Source organism: Enterocloster sp. OA13, from assembly GCF_022440595.1.
Lineage (GTDB): Bacteria > Bacillota > Clostridia > Lachnospirales > Lachnospiraceae > Enterocloster > Enterocloster hominis.
Genome location: NZ_JAKNTF010000001.1, coordinates 5,168,600 through 5,193,539 on the forward strand (window position 1 = coordinate 5,168,600; position 24,940 = coordinate 5,193,539).

Annotated in this window: 20 protein-coding genes; 4 read left to right on the forward strand and 16 right to left on the reverse strand. The window is 52.5% G+C overall.

The genetic code is table 11. The annotated features are described in order from the left end of the window. Positions 1 to 5 precede the first annotated feature (5 nt). The 9 genes from MCJ35_RS22855 to MCJ35_RS22895 form a co-directional block, all read right to left on the reverse strand. Complete coding sequence (locus MCJ35_RS22855) at positions 6 to 1,310, reverse strand: C40 family peptidase (protein WP_025485105.1); 1,305 nt, start codon at positions 1,308 to 1,310, stop codon at positions 6 to 8. A 181-nt stretch (positions 1,311 to 1,491) separates the two neighbouring features. Beyond that, entirely contained in the window at positions 1,492 to 2,040 is a 549-nt protein-coding gene (gene spoVT / locus MCJ35_RS22860; protein ID WP_008720590.1) for a stage V sporulation protein T, read from the reverse strand. 129 nt (positions 2,041 to 2,169) lie between these two features. Beyond that, positions 2,170 to 3,246 (reverse strand): [FeFe] hydrogenase H-cluster radical SAM maturase HydE, encoded by a 1,077-nt coding sequence (gene hydE, locus MCJ35_RS22865; RefSeq protein ID WP_025485104.1) that lies wholly within the window; start codon positions 3,244 to 3,246, stop codon positions 2,170 to 2,172. A gap of 50 nt (positions 3,247 to 3,296) precedes the next feature. Further along, complete coding sequence (locus MCJ35_RS22870) at positions 3,297 to 4,106, reverse strand: ABC transporter ATP-binding protein (protein WP_008720594.1); 810 nt, start codon at positions 4,104 to 4,106, stop codon at positions 3,297 to 3,299. Next, complete coding sequence (locus MCJ35_RS22875; RefSeq protein WP_025485103.1) at positions 4,103 to 5,122, reverse strand: FecCD family ABC transporter permease; 1,020 nt, start codon at positions 5,120 to 5,122, stop codon at positions 4,103 to 4,105. Before MCJ35_RS22875 ends, MCJ35_RS22870 begins: the two co-directional genes overlap by 4 nt. Positions 5,123 to 5,143: 21 nt before the next feature. Further along, positions 5,144 to 6,487: an ABC transporter substrate-binding protein gene (locus tag MCJ35_RS22880; protein ID WP_025485101.1), complete on the reverse strand. Its 1,344-nt coding sequence runs from the start codon at positions 6,485 to 6,487 to the stop codon at positions 5,144 to 5,146. A 65-nt stretch (positions 6,488 to 6,552) separates the two neighbouring features. After that, entirely contained in the window at positions 6,553 to 7,929 is a 1,377-nt protein-coding gene (locus MCJ35_RS22885) for a nitrogenase component 1 (RefSeq protein ID WP_240299661.1), read from the reverse strand. Next, positions 7,911 to 9,296 (reverse strand): nitrogenase component 1, encoded by a 1,386-nt coding sequence (locus MCJ35_RS22890; RefSeq protein ID WP_227795647.1) that lies wholly within the window; start codon positions 9,294 to 9,296, stop codon positions 7,911 to 7,913. Before MCJ35_RS22890 ends, MCJ35_RS22885 begins: the two co-directional genes overlap by 19 nt. Then, positions 9,277 to 10,068 carry a nitrogenase iron protein NifH gene (locus MCJ35_RS22895; RefSeq protein WP_025485098.1) on the reverse strand — a complete coding sequence of 264 codons (792 nt, stop codon included), beginning with the start codon at positions 10,066 to 10,068 and terminating at the stop codon, positions 9,277 to 9,279. The genes MCJ35_RS22890 and MCJ35_RS22895 overlap by 20 nt, the downstream gene beginning before the upstream one ends. A gap of 571 nt (positions 10,069 to 10,639) precedes the next feature. Here MCJ35_RS22895 and MCJ35_RS22900 point away from each other — a divergent pair. From MCJ35_RS22900 to MCJ35_RS22915, 4 genes are all read left to right on the forward strand, one after another. Next, on the forward strand, positions 10,640 to 11,497 hold the full coding sequence (locus tag MCJ35_RS22900; RefSeq protein WP_240299662.1) for a 3-isopropylmalate dehydrogenase: 858 nt from the start codon (positions 10,640 to 10,642) through the stop codon (positions 11,495 to 11,497). 337 nt (positions 11,498 to 11,834) lie between these two features. Then, positions 11,835 to 12,740 (forward strand): FliH/SctL family protein, encoded by a 906-nt coding sequence (locus MCJ35_RS22905; protein ID WP_240299663.1) that lies wholly within the window; start codon positions 11,835 to 11,837, stop codon positions 12,738 to 12,740. Positions 12,741 to 12,817: 77 nt separating this feature from the next. Continuing rightward, a complete protein-coding gene (locus tag MCJ35_RS22910) occupies positions 12,818 to 13,069 on the forward strand; it encodes a TM1266 family iron-only hydrogenase system putative regulator (protein ID WP_008720612.1) in 252 nt (83 codons plus the stop codon). A gap of 36 nt (positions 13,070 to 13,105) precedes the next feature. After that, positions 13,106 to 13,426 (forward strand): DUF1622 domain-containing protein, encoded by a 321-nt coding sequence (locus MCJ35_RS22915; RefSeq protein WP_008720614.1) that lies wholly within the window; start codon positions 13,106 to 13,108, stop codon positions 13,424 to 13,426. 61 nt (positions 13,427 to 13,487) lie between these two features. Here the strand turns inward: MCJ35_RS22915 and MCJ35_RS22920 are convergent, their stop codons facing one another. The 7 genes from MCJ35_RS22920 to MCJ35_RS22950 form a co-directional block, all read right to left on the reverse strand. Then, the gene (locus MCJ35_RS22920; protein WP_008720615.1) at positions 13,488 to 14,717 is read right to left on the reverse strand and encodes an MFS transporter; all 1,230 of its coding nucleotides are present in this window, start codon (positions 14,715 to 14,717) and stop codon (positions 13,488 to 13,490) included. A 111-nt stretch (positions 14,718 to 14,828) separates the two neighbouring features. Beyond that, a complete protein-coding gene (gene mfd, locus MCJ35_RS22925; RefSeq protein WP_025485089.1) occupies positions 14,829 to 18,404 on the reverse strand; it encodes a transcription-repair coupling factor in 3,576 nt (1,191 codons plus the stop codon). 18 nt (positions 18,405 to 18,422) lie between these two features. Next, positions 18,423 to 19,073, reverse strand: a complete 651-nt coding sequence (gene pth / locus MCJ35_RS22930) for an aminoacyl-tRNA hydrolase (protein WP_025485088.1) — start codon at positions 19,071 to 19,073, stop codon at positions 18,423 to 18,425. A 273-nt stretch (positions 19,074 to 19,346) separates the two neighbouring features. Next, complete coding sequence (locus MCJ35_RS22935) at positions 19,347 to 21,206, reverse strand: alpha/beta hydrolase (RefSeq protein ID WP_025485087.1); 1,860 nt, start codon at positions 21,204 to 21,206, stop codon at positions 19,347 to 19,349. 46 nt (positions 21,207 to 21,252) lie between these two features. Beyond that, a complete protein-coding gene (gene larA / locus MCJ35_RS22940; RefSeq protein WP_025485085.1) occupies positions 21,253 to 22,530 on the reverse strand; it encodes a nickel-dependent lactate racemase in 1,278 nt (425 codons plus the stop codon). 313 nt (positions 22,531 to 22,843) lie between these two features. Further along, positions 22,844 to 23,971, reverse strand: coding sequence for a CdaR family transcriptional regulator (locus MCJ35_RS22945; protein WP_025485084.1), 1,128 nt, complete (start codon positions 23,969 to 23,971; stop codon positions 22,844 to 22,846). 158 nt (positions 23,972 to 24,129) lie between these two features. Further along, entirely contained in the window at positions 24,130 to 24,843 is a 714-nt protein-coding gene (locus tag MCJ35_RS22950; protein WP_025485083.1) for a transglycosylase domain-containing protein, read from the reverse strand. Positions 24,844 to 24,940: the final 97 nt, after the last annotated feature.

The following is a 24,940-nucleotide window of genomic DNA, read 5'->3' on the forward strand; positions in this document are numbered from 1 at the left end:
TATGTTCACTGCCACGGCCTGCGGATGGACACGATGGTCCGGTAAGCCGGGTCATTGCCCACCTTGATTCCTTCTTTCCTGGAACTGGCATGGACAATCTGTCCATTGCCTATATACATGGCCACGTGGCCGGAATAGCAGACCAGATCCCCGGGTTCCATGTCTTCATAGGGAATCTCCTTGCCAAACCAGGCCTGCTCCGCGGATGTCCTTGGGATATCCACCCCAAAATGGCGGTAAACCGACTGGGTGAATCCGGAGCAGTCCGCGCCCGAGGTCAGGCTTGTGCCTCCCCATACGTAGGGGTTGCCCACAAACTGCAGGCCGTAATCCGCTATGCTGCGTCCAAAGGCAGTGCCTCCGGCGCTTTTAAGCGGCTGGCGGATGCCTGGCTCCGTTCCCTGGCCGGACATTGGTTCCTGGCCGGCCGTGTGTGTCTGCCCAGCACCATGGTCCGTCTGCACCCCTGCAGCCCGTCCACCCGCCTCCGCTTCGGACCGGATTCCTGCCTCTTCCCTCAGTCTTGCTTCTTCCCTTTTCCTGGCCTCTTCCTTTTTCCTGGCTTCCTCTGCCCGCAGGCGGCGGATTTCCTCATTCTTCTTCCTTACCTGGTCAGCTGACTTTGCAGCGCGTTCCCTGGCGGCAGCCAGCTGGATGCCAAAATCCGCTGTCTCCTGTTCCTTTGTGCGGATCAGCGTGCGGATATCTGCCTGCTGGACCTCATACTCCTGTTCCATGGCTTCCATCTCAGATTGCTTTTCCTCCAGTCCACGCTTCCTCATAAGTACTTCTGCCTTAACCTTCTCATACTGGACCAGCTGGTTCTTGTCATAGCGGTAAAGCTGGTCAAAATATTCCGTCTGGTCCACCACGTCCCCAATGTTCCTTGCCTTTAACAGAATATCCAGGTATGTGATATCGCCCTCCTCATAGAGGAAACGGATTCTCTTCTTCAGCATCCCATACCGGCGTTCCTGTTCCTTCTTAGCCGCCTCATACTCCTGGTCCGCTGTCCCTATCTGCTGGTCCAGTTCCTTCATATCGGACTTAAGGAGATTGCTTAGGGTGAGAAGCCTGGTCAGTTCATCGCCCAGTTCCCTGGCCTGGCGCCCTGCATCACCCTGCTTCTGTTCCAGCGCCTCCGCCTCTTCCCTGGCCTTCTGCCCTTCTGCCTGGGCTGCTTCCCTTTCCTGCTCCGCTTTTGCCACAGGTGATGCCCAGGCCTGTCCCACAGGCGCGGATGCCCACAGCATAAGCGCTGCCCATAAGAGGAATGCCCTTCTCCTGACCCAGTGTCTCTTTGCTTTCATCTCAATCTTATGTATACCCCTTGGCCCTTTAATTACATTCTCAGATACCGATACTGCCAGTATAACACAAACGTAACCAGGAAAAAAGCCCCAAAACAGCAGACAGAAAAATCCCGGCACAGGTCAGACACACATTATCCTGCACCGGGAATCCCCCTGCCTATCATGATTATATAAGCCTTCAGCCTTCCATCTGGCGTCCCAGAAACCCGGCTGCCGTCAATGCCAGCTTCGTTTCCATATCGCCAAACTTGGCCCTTGGCTCCCTGCTCATCAGCGCTACCGCACCGATTGCGTCCCCCTCGCAGATGATTGGAGCCACCACCTGGGCGGATACGCCCTCCAGGTCCTCATCCACCAGCTGGATGAATGCCTTGTCATCCCTGCCAGCCATTACCGTGTTGCGCTCATTAATGGCCTGTTCCAGCTGGCGGCTGATGTTGCGCTGCAGCAGGTCCTTTTTGGCACCCCCGGCAACCGCAATGACCTGGTCCCTGTCCGTAATGCAGACAAGAAGCCCGGTTGACTGGGCCATGGCTTCCGCATACTGGACCGCGAATGTGGTCAGTTCCATCATGGGTGAATATTTTTTGAGAATGATTTCCCCTTCCCTGTCCGTGAATATTTCCAGTGGTGTACCTTCTCTGAGTCTCAGGGTACGGCGGATTTCCTTCGGGATTACCACACGTCCAAGATCGTCAATTCTTCTTACTATTCCTGTAGCTTTCATAAACAAAATTCCTCCATTTTACTTTCTGACATTTATCTTCTTTGTTGCCCGTAAATGTAGTATCTGTAAAAGAGAGGAATTTATACTTAAAGTAACCTTCAAAGTCATTATGAGGTTTTTATATTTGATTTAAACACATTCCGGCAGGGTTTTCCTAAAATCTCCCCTGTCCGTCACCACTTCATATCCAATGGAAGCCATGCGCTGTTTTAATTCTTTAATATTGGCCGCCGCCTCCACGCCTGTGCTGATCTTATTATCATAGAGCATATACTTTTTGCGCACATCAAGGGGCGACAGGTTGGGCATGACCACATTGGCCCCGGCCATCACGCCCTGTTCCCGGCCGTCCGGCTCAATGGTGCCAAGGGCCGTGGTTGCCGGCAGGAGCACACCTGGAAGCATAAGACGCACAATGGCCAGAAGCAGGATCGTCTGGCGCAGCGTACCGGCCGGACGGTCCCCGAATGGCGTGTCATGGTGCGGGATGAAGGGGCCGATTCCCACCATCTCAGGCTGAAGCCCGTACATATATTCCAAATCCTCTGCAATGTGCCCGGTTGTCTGGTAAGGCGCGCCCACCATGATTCCGCAGCCTGTCTGATAGCCTATTTTCTTAAGGTTTCCCAGACATTCCTTCCTGTGTGCAGAGGACATCTGCGGCGGGTGGAGGCTGGCATAGTGGCATGGGTTTGCTGTCTCATGGCGCAGCAGGTAACGGTCCGCACCGGCGTCAAACCACATTTTATAAGTATCATAATCCTTTTCCCCAACAGACAGGGTGATTGCACAGTCCGGGTACCCGCCCCTGATGCGCTCCACCAGGTAAGCAATCTTGTCGTCGGTAAACCACGGGTCCTCCCCGCCCTGAAGCACGAATGTCCTGAAGCCCAGGCCATATCCGGTATGACAGCAGTCCATCACCTGTTCCGGCGTCAGCCTGTACCGGGACGCTTTCTGGTTGCTCCTGCGGATGCCGCAGTAATAGCAGTCGTTTTTACAATAATTGGTAAATTCCATCAGGCCCCTGACAAAAATCCTGTTTCCGTAACTGGCCAGCGCCTGTTTCCTGGCTTTTTCATAAAGATATCCATCCTGTTCCGGCCTTATATTCTCCAGCAGATAACAGAATTCCTCCCTGGACAGGATATGGTCCACAGCCAGACGGTCCACAAGGTTTTCTATGCCTTTTGCGCCATCTATCATTCCCGCACCATCCATACGTTTTGTACCTTCCATACGTTTTGTGCCTTCCATCACGCACCTCTTTCCATCACTTCTTTTAATCCCACCGGCAGGACACACGTATAGGTGCGGTCTTTATGCTTCAGCGGATACAGCTTTACCTCCACGCCAAACGCCTCGTCCAGATGTTCCTCGCTCAGCACCTTGCCGGTTGGCCCGAATATGGTCTCCCCCTGTCTGGTAAGAAGAAGGGCTTTCTGGGAAATGGACAGGGCGTGTTCCGGATAATGGGTATTCACAATAGCCGAAATCCCTTTTTCCCTGCACAGCCGTTCAATGGTTTCCAGCACAATCAGCTGGTTCCTGAAATCCAGGTTGGACTCCGGTTCATCCAGTATTAGGATGGAGGGTCCTCCGGCCAGCGCCCTGGCAATGAGCACCATCTGAAGTTCCCCTCCGCTGATACGGCTGCAGAGCTTACCTTTAAGATATCCGATTCCAATCTCCTCCATACAGGCCAGGGCGATTTCCCGGTCCGCCTTTTTTGGCTGGCCAAAGGTGCCCAGATGCGCGTTCCGACCCAGAAGGACCATATCCTCCGCATGATAGGCAAATGCAGACGCCTTGGCCTGGGGTACGTATCCGATTTTCTGCCACAGCTGGTGATAAGGTATTTCCTTTATGTTAATCCCGTCAATATACGTGCCCCCTGTCTTCCATTCCAGAAGGCCCAGCATACATTTAAGCAGGGTTGTCTTGCCTGCGCCGTTGGCGCCCAGTACGGACAGAACCTCCGGCTTATCCATTGTGAAATTCACATGACTGAAAATACATCCGCCCCGGGGATATCCAAATCCCCCGTCTTTTACCTCAAACCTCATAACCGGATACCTCCTGTCTTTCTGAGGAGCAATATAAAGCATGGCGCTCCTATAAGGGATGTTAATATGGAAACCGGTATCTCCGATGCGGTGACTGACCGTGCAGCCGTATCGATGATAAGCATGAATACCGCGCCGAAGGCCATACTGGCGGGCATCACGGAGCTGTTGTCATTGCCGAATATCATGCGCACCATATGGGGGATGAGCAGCCCCACCCATCCGATCTGGCCGCACATGGACACCACTGCCGCCGTGACCATGGCTGACCCCACGATTACAAGCCCCCGGATCCTCCTGACCGGGATTCCTAAGGACCTGGCTTCATCCTCCGGCAGGGACATGGAATTAAGCTTCCATCTTAACAGGAACAAAAGGATGCTTCCTATTATGATGAACGGCGCCCCCATGACCAGGGTGGCCCTTGTAGTGCTTGCCATGCTTCCCATGAGCCAGTAGGATATGGCGGGAAGCACGTCCTGGGGGTCGGCAGCGTATTTCACCAGGGATACAAGGGCTGAGAACAGGGAACTGACCACCATGCCTGCCAGTATGACCATAAGGGGCGGCATGGCGCCTTTGACCCGTCCCACGCCCCAGGCCATCAGCACTGCCACAATCCCAAGTATCATGGCCAGCAGCTGGATTCCAAATGCAGGCAGTCCCAGAAGGATCCCAAGCACCGCGCCAAAGGATGCGCCATTGGCGGCTCCCAGGGTATCCGGCGTGGCCAGGGGATTGGCAAATAGCCCCTGGAACGCCGCGCCTGCCGCCGCAAGCCCGGCGCCTGACAAAAGCGCCAGCAGCACCCTTGGCAGCCGGATATTGGATATGACGGTCCTGACCTGTCCCGACACCTCCTCCCCGGGAAATGCCCCGGGCATCAGTACCGCTGCCAGCTCCCTGGGTGATATGGTAAAACGGCCGATGGCCATGGCTACGGCCGCGGCCGCTAAGATTACGGCCAGGGAACCAACGGTCCAGTACCGGTTCCACCTGTGTCTGCATTCATTCATGTTCCTGTCCCACCCCTGCTTTTATTTCTTAAATCCGGCCGCAGCATCACGGCCCGGATGGTACATCCTCTGTACCTGCCCGTCATTCAACTCCACCCCGTACATATCCTTATAGTAATCCTTAACCTCCTTGTTGATGTCCACATCCGCAAACAGATCGGGATATACCTGTTTTGCCATCCACAAAAGCGTCAATGGCGTATCCGTGCTGGGCGTATAGCTTCTGTATGTGCCCAGGGGAAGTTTGAATACATTTTTATCCTGGACCGCCTTTACCGGACTCCAGTCATCCTGGCCAATTGCATTTTCATACAGATCCTCCGGTTGGGCCGGGGTAAAATTGGTGATGAAAATGACATCCGGGTTCCACTCATATACCTGTTCCATGTTGATGACCGCATTGGAGTTTTCCGCTGCCACGCCTTCCGCAGCATTGCGGCCGCCCACGGCATCGCACCAGAACTGTCCAAAGAACTTCTTACCTGAGGTTACCATGGTGGTATCGCTGTAGTTGAACAGGAACAGGATATTTTTACGCTCCCCGTCCTTAAGGCCGGACACCCTGCTCTGGATATCCTCATAAACCTTGTGGCTGTACTGGGACACACGTTCCGCCGTGTCCTCTTTTTCCGGGAATATCTCACTTAACAGGTTAATCCACTGGTCATATGTCTCAATGCTGTCATAGTCCCACTTGTTAACAGATATGCCCACTGCCGCAAAGCCTGCCGAACGCAGCGCCTCCCCTAGCTCCTTGCTGCCCGCGCTGTAGATGACCACGTCCGGTTCCAGTTTCATGAGTTCTTCCATATTGATATCGCTGCCGTTCATGAAGTCCGTGCTGGCGTTCAGGATATCCGGGAACAGCTCCCCTAAAAGACCTGTCTGGGCAGCACTCATACTGGCCGGATTCATGCCCACCACCTTCTCACCCGACCCCAGAAGTACGGTTATGATGGATGGGATTGGGAAAATGTCAGTGACCACCACCCGGTTCACTTGCCTTGGGATCTCCACCTGGTTTCCTGCATGGTCTGTGATGATTTTCGTGCCGGACGTGCCTTCTGACGCTGACTGGTCTTTTCCCTTGTTCTGGCCGGAAGCGGCGCCCTCTGCCTGGTCCTGACCTGTTCCCTGGGCCTGGGCCTGGCCCTGTCCGGTCCCCTCTGCCTGATTCCCTCCCGTTCCCTGGGCCTGATTCCGCCCGGCGCCCTCTTCCTGCCCGGCGCCTTCAGCCTGCCCCGGTGCGCTGCTTTCTGTCTGCCCCTGCACCGGATTTCCCGCTGCCTGCTGCCCTGACTGGCACCCTGCAAGGCCTGCGGCCCCAAGACATATACTTAAAACTACTGCTGCTAACTTTTTCATAATATCCTCTCCTCTTATCCTGTTCCCTGCTGATGCCGGGAACCATCCTTACTTAAAGGCCCCGCCTATGAACCGCATATAAACGGCCTCATGGCGCTGTGATACATCCTCCCGGAACACGCCTCATGCGGGAAATCCACGAATACCCTCTGTCCATCCCCCGGACAGACCTGACGGTAAAGGGGGTCTGCAATCACAACCGTGCTTCTCCCGATACGGCTGATTGCCTCATCCTCATCCCACACAAGCATATCCCCCTCCTCTGCCATGCATCCACTGCCTTTTGTGGGGCAAAGTACCGTTACATCCTGCGCTCCCAGATCCTCCCTGAGACTGCACCGCAGGGAACCTGCAATTACCTGCTCGCCCACAATCAGCACCCGCTCCCTTGAGAGATCATCCGGCAGGCCGGGAATGCCGGGATTGGCATGCAATGAGCCGGTTTTGCTATCCGCGTCTTCCCTGTCTGCGGCTTTCTCGTCTACGGTTTCCCCAACTGCGGCTTCCCCATCTGCGGTTTCCCCAACTGCGGGTTCTCCAACTGCGGGTTCTCCAACTGCGGGTTCCCCGCCAAACAGGGTCTGGTCCTTCCGGGTCACTGCCCCCAGCCGCAACAGGCTGGCCAGGCGCAGCGCCGTCCCTCTCCCTATGGGGGCGCCTATCACATAAGGGGTTCCATATTTTCTTTCCAATTCCATGGCAGCGGGCAGGCCCACGGCTGAAACTACCAGGTTCACGTCCGCCAATCCGGCCAGGCACATGTCATCCAGGCTGCTTTCCATTGCCCAGCAGCCCACTGTCTCCATGCCATGGCGGGACAGGAACTTCCTGATTCCTGAAACATTTCCCGTCAGGGAGAAATCCAACGGTGTGGCCCCCAGTATGTTGACCCTCAGACGGATGCTGCCAAAACCGGGATTTTCCCAATCCCTTTTGCCCGTCAGCCCTTTTTCCGCCGCCATTTTCCCCAGTTCATCCACGGGCGGACAAAACCGTTCCGCAATCTGGAGCAGCGCCTCTCCTGCTCCCTGGACGTAGGAATGCATTCCATTGGTGGCAATCCCAAAAGTGGGGATTCCTGTTTCCTTCTCAATCATTCTTGCAAGTCCCTTAAAGTCGGTTCCCATCATCATGGGGATGGGCGTCCCTCCCAGGCAGATGAATCTGGGATGAAGGTTCCTGGCTGCATCCACAATGTCGCGCACCAGCTTATCATCATCCCCCATGACAGCTTCCAGCTCGGATAATGCGGATATGTAAACCATGCTGTCCATGGAATACCACCTTGGCTCATCATGGGTGGTATATGTGGAATTGCAGCCGGACGCATCATGCATCACAGTCATACCCCCCAGTTCATAGAGGGCTGAGCAAACCCCTGATATATCTGCCGCGTAAACCGGCAGGATACGGTTTGTCCGTTTCAACAGAAGCACCCCCATCCTTTTACCTGAATCAGTTTCTCCGTGTCCTTTTCTTCCATGGCAGCTTCCTGCATCAGACCGGCAAGCTCCAGGATTCCCCCGCAGCCATACAGACCTCCGTCCTCCACCATGTTGACAAAATGGGGCGTTCCTGTAAAGTAAGCCGCCTTCTGCCCGATTGCCAGCACCCTGCCCCCGGATTCCTCATACATGCTGCGCGGCAGGACCGCCATCTTATGATAGACCGTGGGACAGACACGGATGTGGGGGCAGCGCTCTTTCAGATAGGCAATGGTGTCTTCCTCCTCCGGCGATATGGTATCGGCATAAATCCTTTCCACCCGGAATCCGTACCGTGTCAGGAGCCGCGCCATGCCAAAGGGCCGTGAAGATGCGGTATAATCAATGACCACCGACCATCCCTCTAACCGATGGGCCAGCCTGATTAAAGCTTCTTCCGCCTTCCTGCGTAATTCCCAAAGTTCCAGGCTTCTCCACACAACATCCCAGTCCAGTTCCAGAAGGTCGGACAGGCATTTCCAATGCTCACCGATTTCATCCCAGTCATAGCTGACCGGAAGGTAGACCCATTCCTGCCCCAGACGCTCCTTTAACTCCCTGGCAGCCGGACGTCCCAGGGGATGGGTGACTATGTTAAGGCGGGCCGAGGCCATTTCCTGGTATTCCTCAAAGTTCCTACAGGTACAGATATCCTTAAGGAAGAAACCATTTTCCTCAAGCCCCCTGTATAACTCTGAACTTTCCCTGATTGCCAGGTTGCTGCCGATTATGTTAATCTGCCTCTGGTCCGTCTTAGCAGGCTTTAGCAGTGAATAAAGCTGTTTTCTCATAAACGGGTCCGGGGGCATCTTGGTCTTGCGCATGATTGGGTTCATCCAGCACTGGACAAATCCAACCTGCGGGAAGCGTCTGTCCAGTTCCCCAAACACCAGCTTCATATCCGTTCCGAGGAAATGATGGATGCAGCTTGTAAAAAGGAGCAGCGCCTTTGGAAGCTTTGGAAGGCCTTCCAGGATATGGGTGATTCCTTCTATGATGATTTCCTCACAGTTTCCGTCCAACACAGACTCCTCATCCACGGTAATGGTTGAAAACCGGTCTGAATCATTAAGCTCTGCCGCTGACAGCACCACGCCCCGCAGACAGCTTTGGGCGCATACGAACACCTGATGGCTTTCCGGCAACAGCATGCCGATATGTACAATGGTCCAGCCTCCCCTGGCCGGTGCGCTGTACTCCAGGCCATATGTAAACGGCGCCAGGCCGGACAGGTCAGCCAGTTCGACTGCCGTACCCCCGCCGTCCACCCCTTGGTTCCGGTTTCCCAAGGGACATTCCGTGACCTCATGCAGATTCTTTAGCATAGCCCTTCCTCACCTCTTCCTCTTTGCAGGCCGCCAGCACTGCATCCGCCAGATTCCTGTATTCCCCGGCCATATCGCTGTCCGGAAATGCTTCCATCACGGTCTTGCCCAGTTCCTCCGCCTCTGCCACCAGGGCGCTGAAGTCAAGGGAAGCAATGATATCCGTCCCCATGTCCCGGGCCAGTTCTTCCGTCTTCTCCTGTTCCCGCTTCACGCCCCGCCGGTTGAGGATAAGGCCGCCCAGGCTGGCATACCCCCGCGCCTCAAAGGACTTGACGGCGGAGGCAATATTGGCCGCGGCATAGATTGCCATGTTCTCCCCGGATGTGACGATAAATACCTTGTCCGCGTACCCCTCGCGGATGGGCATTGCAAATCCTCCGCACACCACATCCCCCAGCACGTCATATATCACCACGTCAGGCCGGTAAATATCAAATGCATGTCTCTCTTCCAACGCCTCAAAGGCCGTGATGATTCCCCTGCCCGCGCATCCCATGCCGGGCGTCGGACCGCCGGCCTCTGCGCAGAGCACGCCTTCACTGCCCTCTGTCACCAGTTCCTCAAGGCCCGCCTGATCCCCCTTTGCCCGGATGATGTCCAGGATGGAGGCGACCCCGTTTCCCTCATGAAGCTGGATGGTGGAGTCCGCCTTTGGGTCGCAGCCGATCTGCATGACCTTATACCCCTTCTTTGCCAGGGCAACTGACAGGTTGGAGGAAATCGTGGACTTTCCAATCCCGCCTTTTCCATAAATCGCTATTTTCAGCATAACCGTTCTTCCCCTTTACATTTTTTATCACCGCAAATAAAAAATCCCCTCTCTGAAAGTCAGAGAGGGGATGTGGATGACAATAATACACCTGGCCCGCACAGGAATACCGGCTGCCTGGTAAATCCGCTCTCTCTTTATCTCAGGGTTGCTTCGCATCAGAGAAAGGTTTTATTCGATTACTTACCATCATATTCCAGGCCGGGAAAAAATGCAAGTACTAAAATATTTCTTAACAATCCTGTAATCTGTAATCCTTAATCCTGGTCTTCTTTATTTATAAGCTGTCTATTTATTAACCCTTTCTAAAACCGGAGGGGGAGCTATGGACAATTGGCCTGTTTGTGTTATACTGGATTCACAGGAATATTAGACCATTCCATATCCTGTGGATTCCTTCCACAGTAAGGTTCACTGCCCCAATGGCAGTCTGGCGTGCTTATGCACGGTAATGGCCGGTTCGGCCGCAGATTCACGGAAATCAGAGCATTGACAGAAGGATAGAAAGGAAATTTCAGGAGGGCTATTGAAGTTACGTTTTTTTTTAATTATACTGAAGGGAGTAGCATGGATGGGGAAAAAGGCATTACAGTGGCATCCTGCGTTCCAGGCAGCGCTGCAGGTGGAACTGGCAGAGGACAGGCCATTCCTTTGCTTTCATGAGGAATATAACCTCAGCAGGAAGCCGCTGCAGATGGATACGCTGATCATCAAGCTGGAGCCGGGACACGTTGTCAGCAAGAGTATCGGACGGATATTCAGGACCTATAACATCGTGGAATATAAGAGTCCTGAGGACTATATCAGTGTAAATGATTTTTATAAGGTCCTGGGTTATGTATGTATTTATCAGGCTGACACCAAAAAAGTTTTGGAGATACCGCCGGAAGAATTGACCATCACACTGGTTGGGGACCATTATCTAAGACGTCTGGTCCGGCACCTAAAGAGACGGTATGGGGTAAGGATCAGGAATATCACAAAGGGCATCTATTACATAGAGGACTTTATCTTCCCTGTGCAGCTGCTGGTAACAGAACAGTTGTCAAAAGAAGAATACGCCTGGCTTGGCAGGCTCCGGAAGGGGCTGGACCTTAAGCTGGACATAGAGCCGCTGGCCAGGGAATATAAGGGTAAGAAGAACGCCCCGCTCTATCAGGCGGTGATGGACGTCATAGTCAGGGCCAATCAGAAACAATATGAGGAGGGCAGGAGAATGTGCGAGGCATTGAAGGAATTGTTTGCAGATGAACTGGCGGAACGGGAAGAGAAGGGGATTGAGAAAGGCATAGAAAAGGGCATACAGGCCCTGATAGAGACATGCAGGGAACTGCATCTGTCACACGGACAATGTCTTGACAAATTAATTGAAAAGTTTCAGTTAACTGAAGCCGACGCCGGGATATATTTGAATACATACTGGAAATAACTCTCCTATTGATTTAAAAAATTTATTAGTTATTGTACCACATAATCAAATTGAGAATGGGGTTTAGTTGGGTTGCAGGCATAATCTGCCGTTTGTGCTATACTCACCGTATGCACTATACTCAATCAAGAATATAGTAAGAATTTCAAATCTTGTGGATTTCTTCCACAAAATGATTCACTGCCCCAATGGCAGTCTTATGTGCTTATGCACGGCAATGGTCGGTTCGGCCGCAGATTCACGGAAATCAGAGCATTGGCAGAAGGATAGAAGGGAAATTTCAGGAGGGCTATTGAAGTTACGTTTTTTTTAAATTATACTGAAGGGAGTAGCATGGATGGGGAAAAAGGCATTACAGTGGCATCCTGCGTTCCAGGCAGCGCTGCAGGTGGAACTGGCAGAGGACAGGCCATTCCTTTGCTTTCATGAGGAATATAACCTCAGCAGGAAGCCGCTGCAGATGGATACGCTAATCATCAAGCTGGAGCCGGGACACGTTGTCAGCAAGAGTATCGGACGGATATTCAGGACCTATAACATCGTGGAATATAAGAGTCCTGAGGACTATATCAGTGTAAATGATTTTTACAAGGTCCTGGGTTATGTATGTATTTATCAGGCTGACACCAGAAAAGTTTTGGAGATACCGCCGGAAGAATTGACCATCACATTGGTTGGGGACCATTACCCAAGACATCTGGTCCGGCACCTAAAGAGACGGTATGGGGTAAGGATCAGGAATGTCACAAAGGGTATCTATTACATAGAGGACTTTATTTTCCCTGTGCAGCTGCTGGTAACAGAGCACTTATCAAAAGAAGAATACGCCTGGCTTGGCAGGCTCCGGAAGGGGCTGGACCTCAAGCTGGACATAGAGCCGCTGGCCAGGGAATATAAGGGCAAGAAGAACGACCCGCTCTATCAGGCGGTGATGGACGTCATAGTCAGGGCCAATCAGAAACAATATGAGGAGGGCAGGAGAATGTGCGAGGCATTGAAGGAATTGTTTGCAGATGAACTGGCGGAACGGGAGGAGAAGGGGATTGAGAAAGGCATTGAAAAAGGCATGCAAAAGGGCATTGAAAAAGGAATCGAAAAAGGCATGCAAAAGGGCATACAGGCCCTGATAGAGACCTGTAAGGAACTACATCTGTCCCGCGGACAATGCCTTGAAAAACTAGTTGAAAAGTTCCAGTTAACAGAAGCCAATGCAGAAATATATATGAATACATACTGGAAATAACTCCCCTGGGCGGAAACCATTTCCGGCTCCGCCGGTTCCGCCCAAGGTCTAAAACACATACAAGGAGGACATACTTTATGGAAGACCGTCTTGCTGTCATCAGCTGCATTATCAGCAATCCAGATTCCGTTGCAACTGTAAATGAAAAATTCCATCTCCAGTCAGGCCTGATTATCGCACGCCTGGGAGTTCCCTGCCGGGAGTACGGGGTTTCCGTCATAAGCGTGGTCATGCATGGGACCCAGAACCAGATCAGTTCCTTTGCCGGTGACCTTGGCAAAGTGGATGGTGTAAAGGTTAAATCCATCCAGGTTCCCGTCACTTCATAAATACAGTCCAACAACGCAGAAGAACGAGGTTATCCTATGGAATACTTAGAAGAACTCCTGTCCTTGGTGGCAAATGCCGCAATCCTTATTTTTGAATTCATCGGCGTAGGCATCATTATCTACTCCGGCCTGACCGGTTTCCTCAGATTCGTGCGCAGGGCGCCCGACACCAAGATATACCTGGCCAAAGGCCTGGCCATGGGCCTGGAATTCAAGATGGGCAGTGAGATCCTCCGGACCGTGGTTGTGCGTGAATGGAAGGAAATCGGAATTGTGGCAGGCATCATTGCCCTGCGGGCCGCCCTAACCTTCCTGATTCACTGGGAAATTAAGGAGGAGGAAAAGGCCGGGGAGTGATTCCCCGGCCTTTCCTTTATCTAGTACGACATAGCGTAGATAGCTGGTACTGAATTCACCGTTATTTGCGCAAGGCTGTACCGGTGCCGCCATCACATCTGCGCACCGCCGGCACTGCCAGGCACAGGAACGCGGCCAGCAAGACCAGCGCACCCGCAATGAGGAACCATTTCTCAACTCCATATCGTTCCGCGAACAATCCCGACAGGGACAATCCAACCGGACCGCTGATTAACCGTATACTGCTGGATAATGACAGGACCCGGCCAAGATACTTTGCCTCAAAGTTGCTTTGGAGCAGCGGCGTGTATATTCCCCAGTAAAAGGGGCCGGACACCCCCATCAGCCAGGAGCACACAACGAAAATGGCAAATCCGCCTCTTGGAAGTATCCCTGAAACAAATAAGCTGAAGCTCATCAGCAGGAATGAACCGATGATGGTATAAATCCTGTTCTTTGTGCCGCCCCATCTGGACAATACCAGGGATCCAACTAAAAGCCCCACGGAAAATACTACCTCAACAATACTGGCATGGGTGCTGGTCCCGTTAAAATAGGACATGCTCATCAGTGGAAACAACGCGCTGGTAGGCATCAGGGCCAATGTATACAGGGTACTGATGAGCACCAGCCCCAGCATCCCCTTGTTGGTGCAGAGAATCAAAAACCCTTCCTTTGCCTCCCGCAGAACCTGCACCTTTCCCTGGTCCATGCCCTGGGATAATTCCGGTATCACGCTAATCCCCAGGGTGAACACTGCTATCAATGCCCCAGCCACATCCAGGAAGATAATTCCGCCAAGACTCCAGGAGCTGTATAAAACAGCTGCCAGCACCGGACTTAATATCTGTGACACAGACTCCAGGGCCTGGGAATACCCGGCGCATCTTACCAGCTGGTCCCCGGGCACAATCTGAGGGGTAACCGCCTGCAGGCAGGGCGTATGGAACGCCGAGCCGATGGAGCGGCACAAAAGGACTACAAGTATCAGCCCTGTTGACAGCTTCCCCATCCATCCCGCTATCACCATGGCAAAACTGGCTGCGGATATAAGCAGGTCTGAAATGATCATAATCCGTTTTCTGTCATAGCGGTCAATAAACACGCCAATGAATGGACCCAGAACCCCCTGGGGCAGGAATCCCATCATCATGGCGGCCGACAGTACCAGGGCGGAACCCGTCTGGTCCGTCAGATACCATACAATTGCAAATTGAAGGACGGAGCTTGAGAATTGGGAAAATGCCTGCCCTGCCCATATTGTAAAAAAGTTCCGTTTCCAACCAATCATACGCATTTTCCCTATTCCTTCCTGCTTAAAATGGCACGGCACCAATCCCAGTGGACTCAGTACCCGCCAACTGCCAGCGCTGAAAGTACGGTTTCTGACTGGAGGGGGGCACTAATGCGCCTCCCTCAGTTCCCCCAGCCCTTTCAGGATTTCCTTGGCCTTCTCCACCATGGCAAGGCTGTCCTGGTTCTTATTCCTTCTGTCAATATAGTGGAACGCGGGGACCTCCCCCGGCACCAGTTTCAGATCCCCCTTGTAGGCCTTAACCAGTTCAGGAATCTTCTCAATCTGAAGCCTGGCCTTCTGGTACATGGAAAGCCTGATTTCCTGGCGGTTAATGACCACCTCTGTCACATATGCCTGGTGTGCCAGCGCACGCAGGCCCGCAATCATCAGCAGGTTATCCACACTGCGCGGTATATCGCCAAAGCGGTCCATCAGCTCATCCTGCATATCCATATACTCATCCTCTGTTTCAATGGCGGAAATCCTCTTATAGATATCCAGCTTCTGATACTCATTCTTAATATAAGAACCGGGAATATATGCATCGATGTCGCACTCCACCACGGTTTCGTAGGAATCCTCATCCGGCTTCTCTCCCTTGAGCGCAAGCACTGCTTCGTTCAGCATCTTGCAGTACAGGTCGTATCCCACGGCTTCCATGTGTCCGTGCTGCTCCGCGCCCAGGACATTGCCCGCGCCCCGGATTTCCAGATCGCGCATGGCAATCTTGATGCCGGAGCCAAGCTCCGTAAACTCACGGATGGCCTGCAGGCGCTTCTCCGCCTCTTCCTTTAACAGTTTATCACGCCTGTACATAAGGAAGGCATAGGAGGTCCTGTTGGAACGGCCCACACGGCCCCGCAGCTGGTATAGCTGGGACAGCCCCATCCGGTCCGCATCATGGATGATCATGGTGTTGGCATTGGGGATATCCAGGCCTGTTTCAATGATGGTGGTGGATACAAGCACATCAATCTCCCCATTGATGAAGTCAGCCATAATCCGCTCCAGTTCATGCTCCCTCATCTGTCCATGGGCAAATGTGACCACGGCCTCAGGCACCAGGGCCTGGATACGGTTCGCCACCTCGTCAATATCCGTCACCCGGTTGTATACATAATACACCTGGCCGTTTCTGGCCAGCTCGCGGTTAATGGCTTCCCGGACCATTTCCTCGTTATATTCCATCACATAGGTCTGGATTGGGGTGCGGTCCACCGGAGGCTCCTCCAGCACACTCATGTCCCGGATACCTGCCAGGCTCATGTGCAGGGTCCTTGGTATGGGGGTTGCGGTCAATGTAAGCACATCCACATTTTCCTTTAACTGCTTAATCTTCTCCTTGTGGGCAACCCCGAACCGCTGCTCCTCATCTATGATCAGAAGCCCCAGGTCCTTAAACTGCATATCCTTGGACAGGACCCTGTGGGTACCGATGACAATATCCACCATGCCCTTGCGCAGGTCCTCCAGGGTCCGCTTCTGCCTGGCCGGGGTGCAGAACCTGGACAGCATGTCGACCCGCACCGGGAAATCCTTCATCCTCTGGACAAACGTATTATAATGCTGCTGTGCCAGGATTGTGGTGGGCACCAGGTAAACCACCTGCTTGCTGTCCTGGACCGCCTTAAAGGCTGCCCGAAGCGCCACCTCGGTCTTGCCGTAGCCCACGTCGCCGCAGATCAGACGGTCCATGATACGTCTGCTTTCCATATCCGTCTTCACCGCGTCAATGGCATCCATCTGGTCATCCGTCTCATCATAAGGGAACAGTTCCTCAAACTCCCTCTGCCACACCGTGTCATGGCCGTACTGGAACCCGGCCTTCTCCTGTCTGGCAGCATAAAGCTTAACCAGGTCCTTGGCAATCTCCTGGACCGCGCCCTTAACCCTGGTCTTGGTCTTGCCCCACTCCGTGCCTCCCAGCTTGTTAAGCTTTGGCTTCTTGGCATCCGCGCCGGCGTATTTCTGGATGCTTTCCAGACGGGTGGCGGGAAGGTACAGGTTACCGCCGTCCCCATACTCAATCTTGATATAGTCCTTGATGACCTTATCCCGCTCAACCTTCTCAATTCCCTTGTAAATACCAAGTCCATGCTCCTCATGGACCACATAATCGCCCACGGACAGCTCGGAAAAGCTCTGGATTGCCTTGCCCTGGTAATTTGTTTTCTTCCGGCGCTTTTTCTTCTTTTCCACGCCGAACATATCACCCTCGGTGATATAGACAAATTTAAGGAGCGGGTATTCAAACCCCCTGTGAAGGCTGCCGTAGGTAACCATGATTTCCCCGGGCTTTACCTTTGGGTGGGCGTCCTTTGCCTCCCTTCCATCCCCGGTTTCCATCTCAGGCTCCGCCCCATCCGGGCAGTAGGCCCGCAGACCGTACTCCCGCAGGTCGCTGGCCAGCCTGCTGGCCCTTGTCCTGGACGCCGACAAAAGGATGACCCTGTACCCTTCCTTTTTCCATCTGGTCAGGTCCTTAATCAGGATCTCGAAGCTGTTCTGGTAGGAGTTCACATTCTTCACATCAATGCTGAACTTATGGTTCACCTTCATTCCCGGCAGCTTCTGGTCCAGGCCGGTAAGCATCACGGTCAGGGGCCTCTGGACCCTGGCCATGACCTCTTCCACCGGATAGAGCAGCTCAGTCTGCCCCGGCAGGAGATATCCCTTTTCCAGGCGGTGCACCATGCTTTCCCTGAACTCCAGTTCCACGGTTTCGCCCTTTTCCCTTAACCTGGCCGGTTCATCCAGGTACACCACGCTTTCCCCCTTAGGGAAATACTCCAAAAAGGACACCGTGTCCGGACAGAAATACCGGATATACGCGTCCAGCCCCCCAAGCTTCCAGCCCTCCCGAAGCCCGTCCGCCAGTTCCTCTATGATGGAATGGATCCTATGGGCTTCCTCCGTTTTGTGCTGTTCCCGCAGGGCCTTCTCATAGGTCTTAGCTTCCTTCCTCAACCGGTCCGTCCCTGCCTCCAGCTGCTTTTTATCCAGCACAACCTCGGCCGCCGGATAGATGGTGACAGCGTCCAGCTGCTCCACGGACCGCTGGCTCTCCAGGTCAAAGGTACGGATGGAATCCACCTCATCATCCCACAGTTCGATGCGCAGCGGCACTTCCTCTGTCAGCGGGAAAATGTCGATGATTCCGCCGCGGATGGAAAACTGCCCCATGCCGTCCACCTGGGCCATCCTCTCATAACCCATGGCGGTCAGTCTCTGCCTCCACACATTGAGGTCAATCACCTGTCCGCTTTCAACGGTAATGGCCTGCTCCTTCAGATACTGCAGGGGAAGGAGATGGTCCATCAGACCGTCCATGGTGGTGACCACAACCCCGCCTTGATCCTCCATCAGGTGCCTGAGCACGGCAATCCTCTGCCTCGTCATAAGGTTTCCATGGATGTCCGCGCTGTAGAACAGCAGGTCCTTGGCCGGATACAGCCATACCTGCTTTGTAAAGTTACGGAAATCATCGTATATTTCCTTGGCCCGGGTGTCATCATAGGTCACCACCAGCTTCCACGGAAATGCCGCCCCTTCCCCCAGCTCGTACATCAGATGTACCTTCTGGGAATCCAGCGTACCCGTTACCTGAAGAGGACCCTTCCCCTTATTCAGGGCCTGGATCAGATTGTCATATTCCTGTAATTCCAATAATGGGTTTTCCATCTTACCCTGCACCTCTCATCAGGCCTTATGGCCGTTAAACTGATTCATGGCTGTATCCATTCCGTCTGTTATCATCACTTCCACAGCCTTTGCCGCCGTCTTAAACGCATCCTCCATGGCTGCCCGGTCTTCTTTGGAAAAACGGCTCAGCACATAGTCGGCCAGGTCCATTTTCTTAGGCTTATCGCCTACCCCCACCTTGATGCGAGGAAATTCCTGGGTACCCAGGTGGGCAATGATGTTCTTAATGCCGTTGTGGCCGCCTGCGCTTCCCTTTTTGCGGATACGCAGCTGCCCCACATCCAGGCTGATATCATCATATATGATAATGATATGTTCAGGATCCACTTTATAGAAATCAGCCGCAGCCCTGATGCTTTCGCCGCTTAGGTTCATGAAGGTCTGGGGTTTTAGCAGCAGCACCTTCTCACCGCCGATGATTCCCCTTCCATAGCAGCCCTTAAACTTCTTTTCCTCAACCGTGGTCCCCAGCATGTCGGCCAGCACATCGATGACCTCAAATCCCACATTATGCCTTGTCTTCTCATATTCCCTTGTGGGATTGCCCAAACCTGCTACGATATACATGACCCTGTCGTCCTCCTTCTCATCCGGTTCCCTCTTTTTCCATCCCAGTATACCCTTTATTCTGTCCCATAATCCGCTCATTTTACGTCCCTCTGTCCTGTTTGATCCATCTTATATCAGAGCCGGCGGCGCGTCTTGATGACACGCCTTAAAGCGTTAGATACGCACCTATAGGGGTATCTAACGCTTCTGACTGTTTCCTCATTCTAACAGATTCTATATCAATTGTAAAGACTCATAATGAACCGTGCATATCAGTTTTACCTGTATTACCGGCTAATATTACTGAAAGGTATTACTGTTAAAAAGCACAACGGAAAAATGCAACCCGCACAATGGACGCAAGCCCCGGTATCAATGGGGTATATAAGATGTCCCCACCGTATAAAGTATGGTAGAAGTACTGGTACAGCTGATTATGGCTACTATGATGCCGTTGATGATTCCTGCCAGATAAGGATTATTGGTCTTTTTGTATATCTTCCGCGCAACAATGGGGGCAATGATTAAGATTGCAACCACTGCATAGGACCATCCGATTGCAGATTTCACCGAACCGTTATCATGCCATCTGGAATATCCGGTGGCCACAAAGGTCATGTACTGTACTGCCAGGAGCCCGATACAGCCAAGGGCATTTCCAACGGATACAATCAGGGTATTAATCCACTCCTTGCCCCCAATCCTGTTATAACGGAAGCAGTTGGTCGCAAGGGAGTTAGGGATATAGTACATCAAAAACAGCGGCAGGGAAACCAGGCTGTAAATTGCCTTATCCGATTCAAAGGCCCTGGCCGCAAAGGTCCAGAAGCGGAAGTCCGTGGTAAAGAAATAATCTGCCAGGAATACAAATCCATAAGCTGCAAGAGGAGCGATTATCCCCAGCAGGACCGTCTTTGCAAATGTGCCCTTCGGAAGGATGATTCCCCGTTCCCTTAAATCAATCCCGTTATTCTTTCCATAGAACCGGTAATTCAGGAACATGATCAGTAAAGATACGGCGCCGCTGATTACACCCCAGATTCCAAGGGACTTGGCCTGGATGATTGGCAGTAACGGGTCCGGCGGCGCTGTATTGATCCAGGTTGCAATGGGGAACAGCGTGGCATAGGATACGATTGCCGTAACAAGGATTGCCCCCCAGAACCATGCAAGCCCTTTGCCCTTCGGGGCCGGAAGCGGCTCTACCTTCTTCGATGCCTTAAGGCAGGCAAATGCAGGCGTTTCAACCAATACATACACAAGGGATACCATGAACATGAACATTCCAACCAGTCCCACTGCGGTAAACAGCTCCTTGATGAATCCAAGCTGGTTGGAGGCCCCAAGAGGATTAGGCGCTCCCAGGGAATCCTGGAGGAAGGATACGGTCATGCCGGTGGAAACCGGTGACAGCACGAACCAGGAGTGGATCTGTGTCGGTGTATAAAGCAGGCGTTTGGCAATCCTGCCGTCAATTTCCTTTTCATAGACCTTGCCAACCTGGACCTCATCCTGAATGTTTGCCGGATCCTCCCCAAAATTCACAAAGGATTTGGCCCGGTCTGTTGATGCATAGTCCCTGGGCGCATTATACCAAGGCCCATGAATGGTCGAACCATGATACTCAAAGTCATCATATCTGGCCGCAATCATGCAGACATCCCGGTTACCATAGGCATTAATCCATGCACCGTCCTTATCCTGATACGTGGGATCCGTACCTGCGATGACCATGGCTGCCACATCCACGGAACCGCCCTGGTCCGCCCATTCCGTTACCGCGGTACAGCATTTGCCTCCCATGGAATGGCCTGTAATGCCCAGTCGGTCAGCATCCACATATGGCAGGCCAGCCAGCAGTTCCAGTCCATTATAGGAATCCACAAAATTAAATTTCACATTGGAGGAATCCCCATGTCCGTACATATCAATGGCAAGGGCCACGATACCCCGGCGGGCCAGTTCCATGGCCGTGGAGGACTGGCTCTCCTTTGTCTTCCACCATCCGTGTACCACAACGGCAGCCGGCGCCGGATTCTCCTCAGTAGCTGAATCCGGTACGTATAGCAGTCCGCCCATGGTTAAGCCTGCGTCTGTTTCTACTTTGATTTTCTTGACAGTCACCTTCCCAAAATCACTCTGCAGTGTCCCTGCCATTACCATACTGACCAACATCAGCAAAACAGAGATTGCCAGCAGCCGTTTTGAGCTGTTTTTCATCCATTTCCCCATTATCTGTCCCTCCTTGAACACTTATCCTTATTAGTTTCGTTTACCATCATCCCTTCAAGGCAGGTATACACCCTACCCCGTCCGGTATGACCACAATTTTCTCTTTCCGTCCCAACAGTTCATCCGCCATCCCAATGGCCTGGGAAATGTCATCGGCAGGTATGATTCCCATCTTCTGTACCAGTTCATGGGGCTGTGTGCTTATGAGGATGACCGGATGCCTTACCATTGCCCTTGCAAGGATCTGGGACTGCCACTGGTCGGGCCGCGTTTCATCCTGGGGCACATCAAGGATATCCTGCAGGATTTCATCAGCATTTTTCCCAGATGTAAACGTATGGTAAAATTCATCTCCCCCATGGCCGTCCACACTGGCTGCCGCCATGATAATGACCCCGCCCCTGCGGCAGATGATATCTGCCGTGGATATCCCCTTTACCGCCTGATAGATGTTCTGGTCCAAGGGGAAACCGCCATTGCCTGTGATGACAATCCCCGCTTCTTCCTCCACCTGCATCCTGCACAATCCATTGAGAAAGCTTACTCCCGCAAGGTGCGCCTGTTCAAAATCCCCTGCGAATGCAGCTACAGTCTCCTTACTGCCGTTACACACCACATTCACAATGAAGCTGAGACCCACACGGCGCGCCCCCTCCACCATATCCTCGTGGATCCGGTTCCCTTGCAGACAGCCGCTGTGGGCACCTGGGCTGTCAATCATATGGGAACTGTGGTTGGCATAAACCGTACTGGCTGCGCAGATTCCCGGAAGCACGCTTTTGCGTCCGCCTGAAAATCCAGCAAAAAAATGCGGTTCAATAAAGCCTTCCGCAACCAGCAAATCCGCCTGGGCGCCAATCCGGTTCACGCTTAAAGGCGCGCCGGATGGAAGTACGCCATAATCCACCATGGAATCCTTCAGACAGTCATGGATGGCGATGGTCTCCTGTTCACAGATCTCCCGGCCGAACTTATGGACCAGTTCCTCCCTGGTGGATTCCCTGTGACATCCTGTGGCGATGAGGATTGTAATCTTTACCTGAGGGTTAAACCGCCTTATTTCCCGCAGCATGGCCGGCATGATTGCCTTGCTGGGAACCGGACGGGTGTGGTCGCTTGCCAGTATGACCACATTCTTTTTTCCTTTTGCAAGCTCACATAAAGGCGGACTGCCGATTGGTGATGCCAGAGCCTGCTCCACCAACACATCCGCAGCAGCCGGAGGCTCATAATCATGCAGCCGGTTATTAAGCACCGCGCCCACTCTTTCATCCGGTATATCCGCTGATAACACAGTCCTCCCATAGGGTATCTCTATCTTCATATCCCCCTCCTCATTGACTTTTGCGCCTGTTTTTCATGAATTAACTATAACATAAAATCATTCCCGGCGATATGTTACAAAAACCATATTTAATCAAAATAATATGGTATGTGTAATATATCAAATTGTATGTTTTGTATTTATTTACACATATTTTCATTTTATTTTTATGCATTTTTATCCATTATCCTCCCCCGTCTGCCAATGCTATGCCTTATCAAAAAAGGACTACCGCCTGCCGCAGTAATCCTCTCACAATTAGTCTATACCAATTCATATCACTCAATATTAATCCCTGTCATTTCATCCCATCTCACTCCATACTTTCATAAAACGCAATCGCCAGGTAATAATAAGGTGCCGCGCTCAATTTACGCGGATCATATCCCGTTTTTTCCTTTAACCGGTTCAGTTTATATTGCAATGTATTCTTATGGAGGTACAGCTGTTCAGCGGCCTGGTTTATGGAACCGTCGCATTCATACAGCACCCTTAAAATGCGGACAGCTTCCTTCATCCGCTTCTCCGAACATCCCTTAAATACCCGCTGTATGAACTCTTCCTTGGTGGCCTGTCCGATATCATTGATGAATATCTCCAGCAATATGCTGTCATAAAAGGCAACTCCGCTGTCCCCCTGCACCGCGGCCCCGTTCAGGGCCTTAATGGCCCGGAAATATCCGGCTTTCAGCTGTCCGCCGCTGATGGTACGGCTGTCCACGCCTGCAATCAGCCGGTACCCGCATTCCTTTTCAATGTCCGCCTGTATCTGGGCAATCAGCTTTGCTGCCATCTCGTCGCTGCGCTCACTCATCAGCACGATGAAACTCCCGCCGCTGCTGCCGCTTACATTGCGCATGTCCTCTTTCAGGATGCGGCGGATCCTGTGTTCAATCCGTTCCACATCCTCCTGGCTCATGATGGGATTCCCGGTATGCCCAAGCACCGCGGCCCGTCTGGGCACCATCACATCGATGCCCTGGGAGATTCCCTCATCCACCAGGGCCGGATTCATCCTCAGCTCATCCGTCATCAGCCATTCCTGCAGAAAGCGGTTCCTGGCGCTGCGTTCCCGGATTTTTTCTTCTTTCAAATAACTTTCCAGCAACAGGATTTCCGTCATTTTCTTTACAACCTGTCCGTAACGGCTGACCTCTTCTTCATTTCCAGTGATTCCCACCACGCCTACGACCTGGCCTTCAAGCTCCAGCGTCAGGTTAATCCCGGACCGGGTTCCTTGATAGGTATCGTCATCCGGAACCGTCAGTTCCTTAAGCCCCTCATCCAACATCTTCCTGCTGGCCTCATGGAAATCACCTATCCGTTTTTCATCCGTGCAGGCAATGATGTGACAGCTTTTATCCATGAACGTCAAATCTTCATGGATGATTTTCTTCACCTCTGTGACAATGCTCATTCCTAAACTGGACGATATCTGCATGTATTCCCCTCCCGTACCTGAATATCCCTATTATATCATCTAGTACCGCCTGACGTAAATACGCCGATAGATAGCGGGTGCCATCTATCGGCGTATTTGTATCAGGAATTATACCAGAATCCGTACCAAACGGCACTAAACCTGCATCATCAGTGAGCCTACAGCACATTCCCTGCCGCCAGCGTCTCAAGGGCCCGTTCCTCTGTAAAATATCCGCATTTCACCAAACGCGCCAACACCTGCTCCTGGCGTTTCTGCGCCAGTTCGGGACTTACGGTGGGGGCATATTTGGATGGCGCATTGGGGATTCCGGCCAGCAGCGTACTTTCATAATCCGTCATGTCATTTGGCGCTTTCCCAAAGTACCCTTCCGAGGCATCCTTCACGCAGTAATATCCATTTCCATAATAAATCGTATTCACGTAAAGTTCCAGTATCTCGTTCTTGCTGTAATTCCGTTCCAGGTCAAAAGCCACAAACACTTCCGCCACCTTGCGCTGCAGTTCCTTTTCCTGGGTAAAGTACATGTTCTTGGCCAGCTGCTGTGTCACCGTGCTGCCGCCTTCCACAAATGCACCTGCCCGGATATCATTGAAAACAGCCCTTCCGATGGCAATCATATCAATACCCGGATGATTGTAAAACCTGTGGTCCTCCACGGACAGCACCGCATCCACATAGATTTCGGGCAGCTCATCAAAGGTGGTATAATTTTCCTTGCTGCGGATGGAAGCTACTTTCTCTTCCAGGCTTACCTGAGCCACCGCATCCTGATACATGTGGTAACCGTCCATGATGACCATGGCACAGAGACAGATAAGTGCTGCCATAACCATGGCTGCCAGATATTTCAATCCTTTACGCACCTTCATTCACTTCACCCGCTTTCCCAATCTGATTTATCCTTTTCTATGGATATGCTGACAATCTATCACTTTATGTATCTATCATATCACAGACCTTGGATTT

Bases quoted from the DNA above. Each gene is read 5' to 3' on its own strand.
- MCJ35_RS22935 (WP_025485087.1), bottom strand. From the start codon at position 21,206: ATGGGGAAATGGATGAAAAACAGCTCAAAACGGCTGCTGGCAATCTCT.
- MCJ35_RS22945 (WP_025485084.1), bottom strand. From the start codon at position 23,971: ATGCAGATATCGTCCAGTTTAGGAATGAGCATTGTCACAGAGGTGAAG.
- mfd (WP_025485089.1), bottom strand. From the start codon at position 18,404: ATGGAAAACCCATTATTGGAATTACAGGAATATGACAATCTGATCCAG.
- MCJ35_RS22880 (WP_025485101.1), bottom strand. From the start codon at position 6,487: ATGAAAAAGTTAGCAGCAGTAGTTTTAAGTATATGTCTTGGGGCCGCA.
- MCJ35_RS22885 (WP_240299661.1), bottom strand. From the start codon at position 7,929: ATGGGGGTGCTTCTGTTGAAACGGACAAACCGTATCCTGCCGGTTTAC.
- MCJ35_RS22905 (WP_240299663.1), top strand. From the start codon at position 11,835: ATGGGGAAAAAGGCATTACAGTGGCATCCTGCGTTCCAGGCAGCGCTG.
- larA (WP_025485085.1), bottom strand. From the start codon at position 22,530: ATGAAGATAGAGATACCCTATGGGAGGACTGTGTTATCAGCGGATATA.
- MCJ35_RS22920 (WP_008720615.1), bottom strand. From the start codon at position 14,717: ATGATTGGTTGGAAACGGAACTTTTTTACAATATGGGCAGGGCAGGCA.
- MCJ35_RS22950 (WP_025485083.1), bottom strand. From the start codon at position 24,843: ATGAAGGTGCGTAAAGGATTGAAATATCTGGCAGCCATGGTTATGGCA.
- MCJ35_RS22900 (WP_240299662.1), top strand. From the start codon at position 10,640: ATGGGGAAAAAGGCATTACAGTGGCATCCTGCGTTCCAGGCAGCGCTG.
- MCJ35_RS22890 (WP_227795647.1), bottom strand. From the start codon at position 9,296: ATGCTAAAGAATCTGCATGAGGTCACGGAATGTCCCTTGGGAAACCGG.
- MCJ35_RS22895 (WP_025485098.1), bottom strand. From the start codon at position 10,068: ATGCTGAAAATAGCGATTTATGGAAAAGGCGGGATTGGAAAGTCCACG.
- MCJ35_RS22870 (WP_008720594.1), bottom strand. From the start codon at position 4,106: ATGAGGTTTGAGGTAAAAGACGGGGGATTTGGATATCCCCGGGGCGGA.
- hydE (WP_025485104.1), bottom strand. From the start codon at position 3,246: ATGATAGATGGCGCAAAAGGCATAGAAAACCTTGTGGACCGTCTGGCT.
- MCJ35_RS22855 (WP_025485105.1), bottom strand. From the start codon at position 1,310: ATGAAAGCAAAGAGACACTGGGTCAGGAGAAGGGCATTCCTCTTATGG.
- pth (WP_025485088.1), bottom strand. From the start codon at position 19,073: ATGAGCGGATTATGGGACAGAATAAAGGGTATACTGGGATGGAAAAAG.
- MCJ35_RS22910 (WP_008720612.1), top strand. From the start codon at position 12,818: ATGGAAGACCGTCTTGCTGTCATCAGCTGCATTATCAGCAATCCAGAT.
- MCJ35_RS22875 (WP_025485103.1), bottom strand. From the start codon at position 5,122: ATGAATGAATGCAGACACAGGTGGAACCGGTACTGGACCGTTGGTTCC.
- spoVT (WP_008720590.1), bottom strand. From the start codon at position 2,040: ATGAAAGCTACAGGAATAGTAAGAAGAATTGACGATCTTGGACGTGTG.
- MCJ35_RS22915 (WP_008720614.1), top strand. From the start codon at position 13,106: ATGGAATACTTAGAAGAACTCCTGTCCTTGGTGGCAAATGCCGCAATC.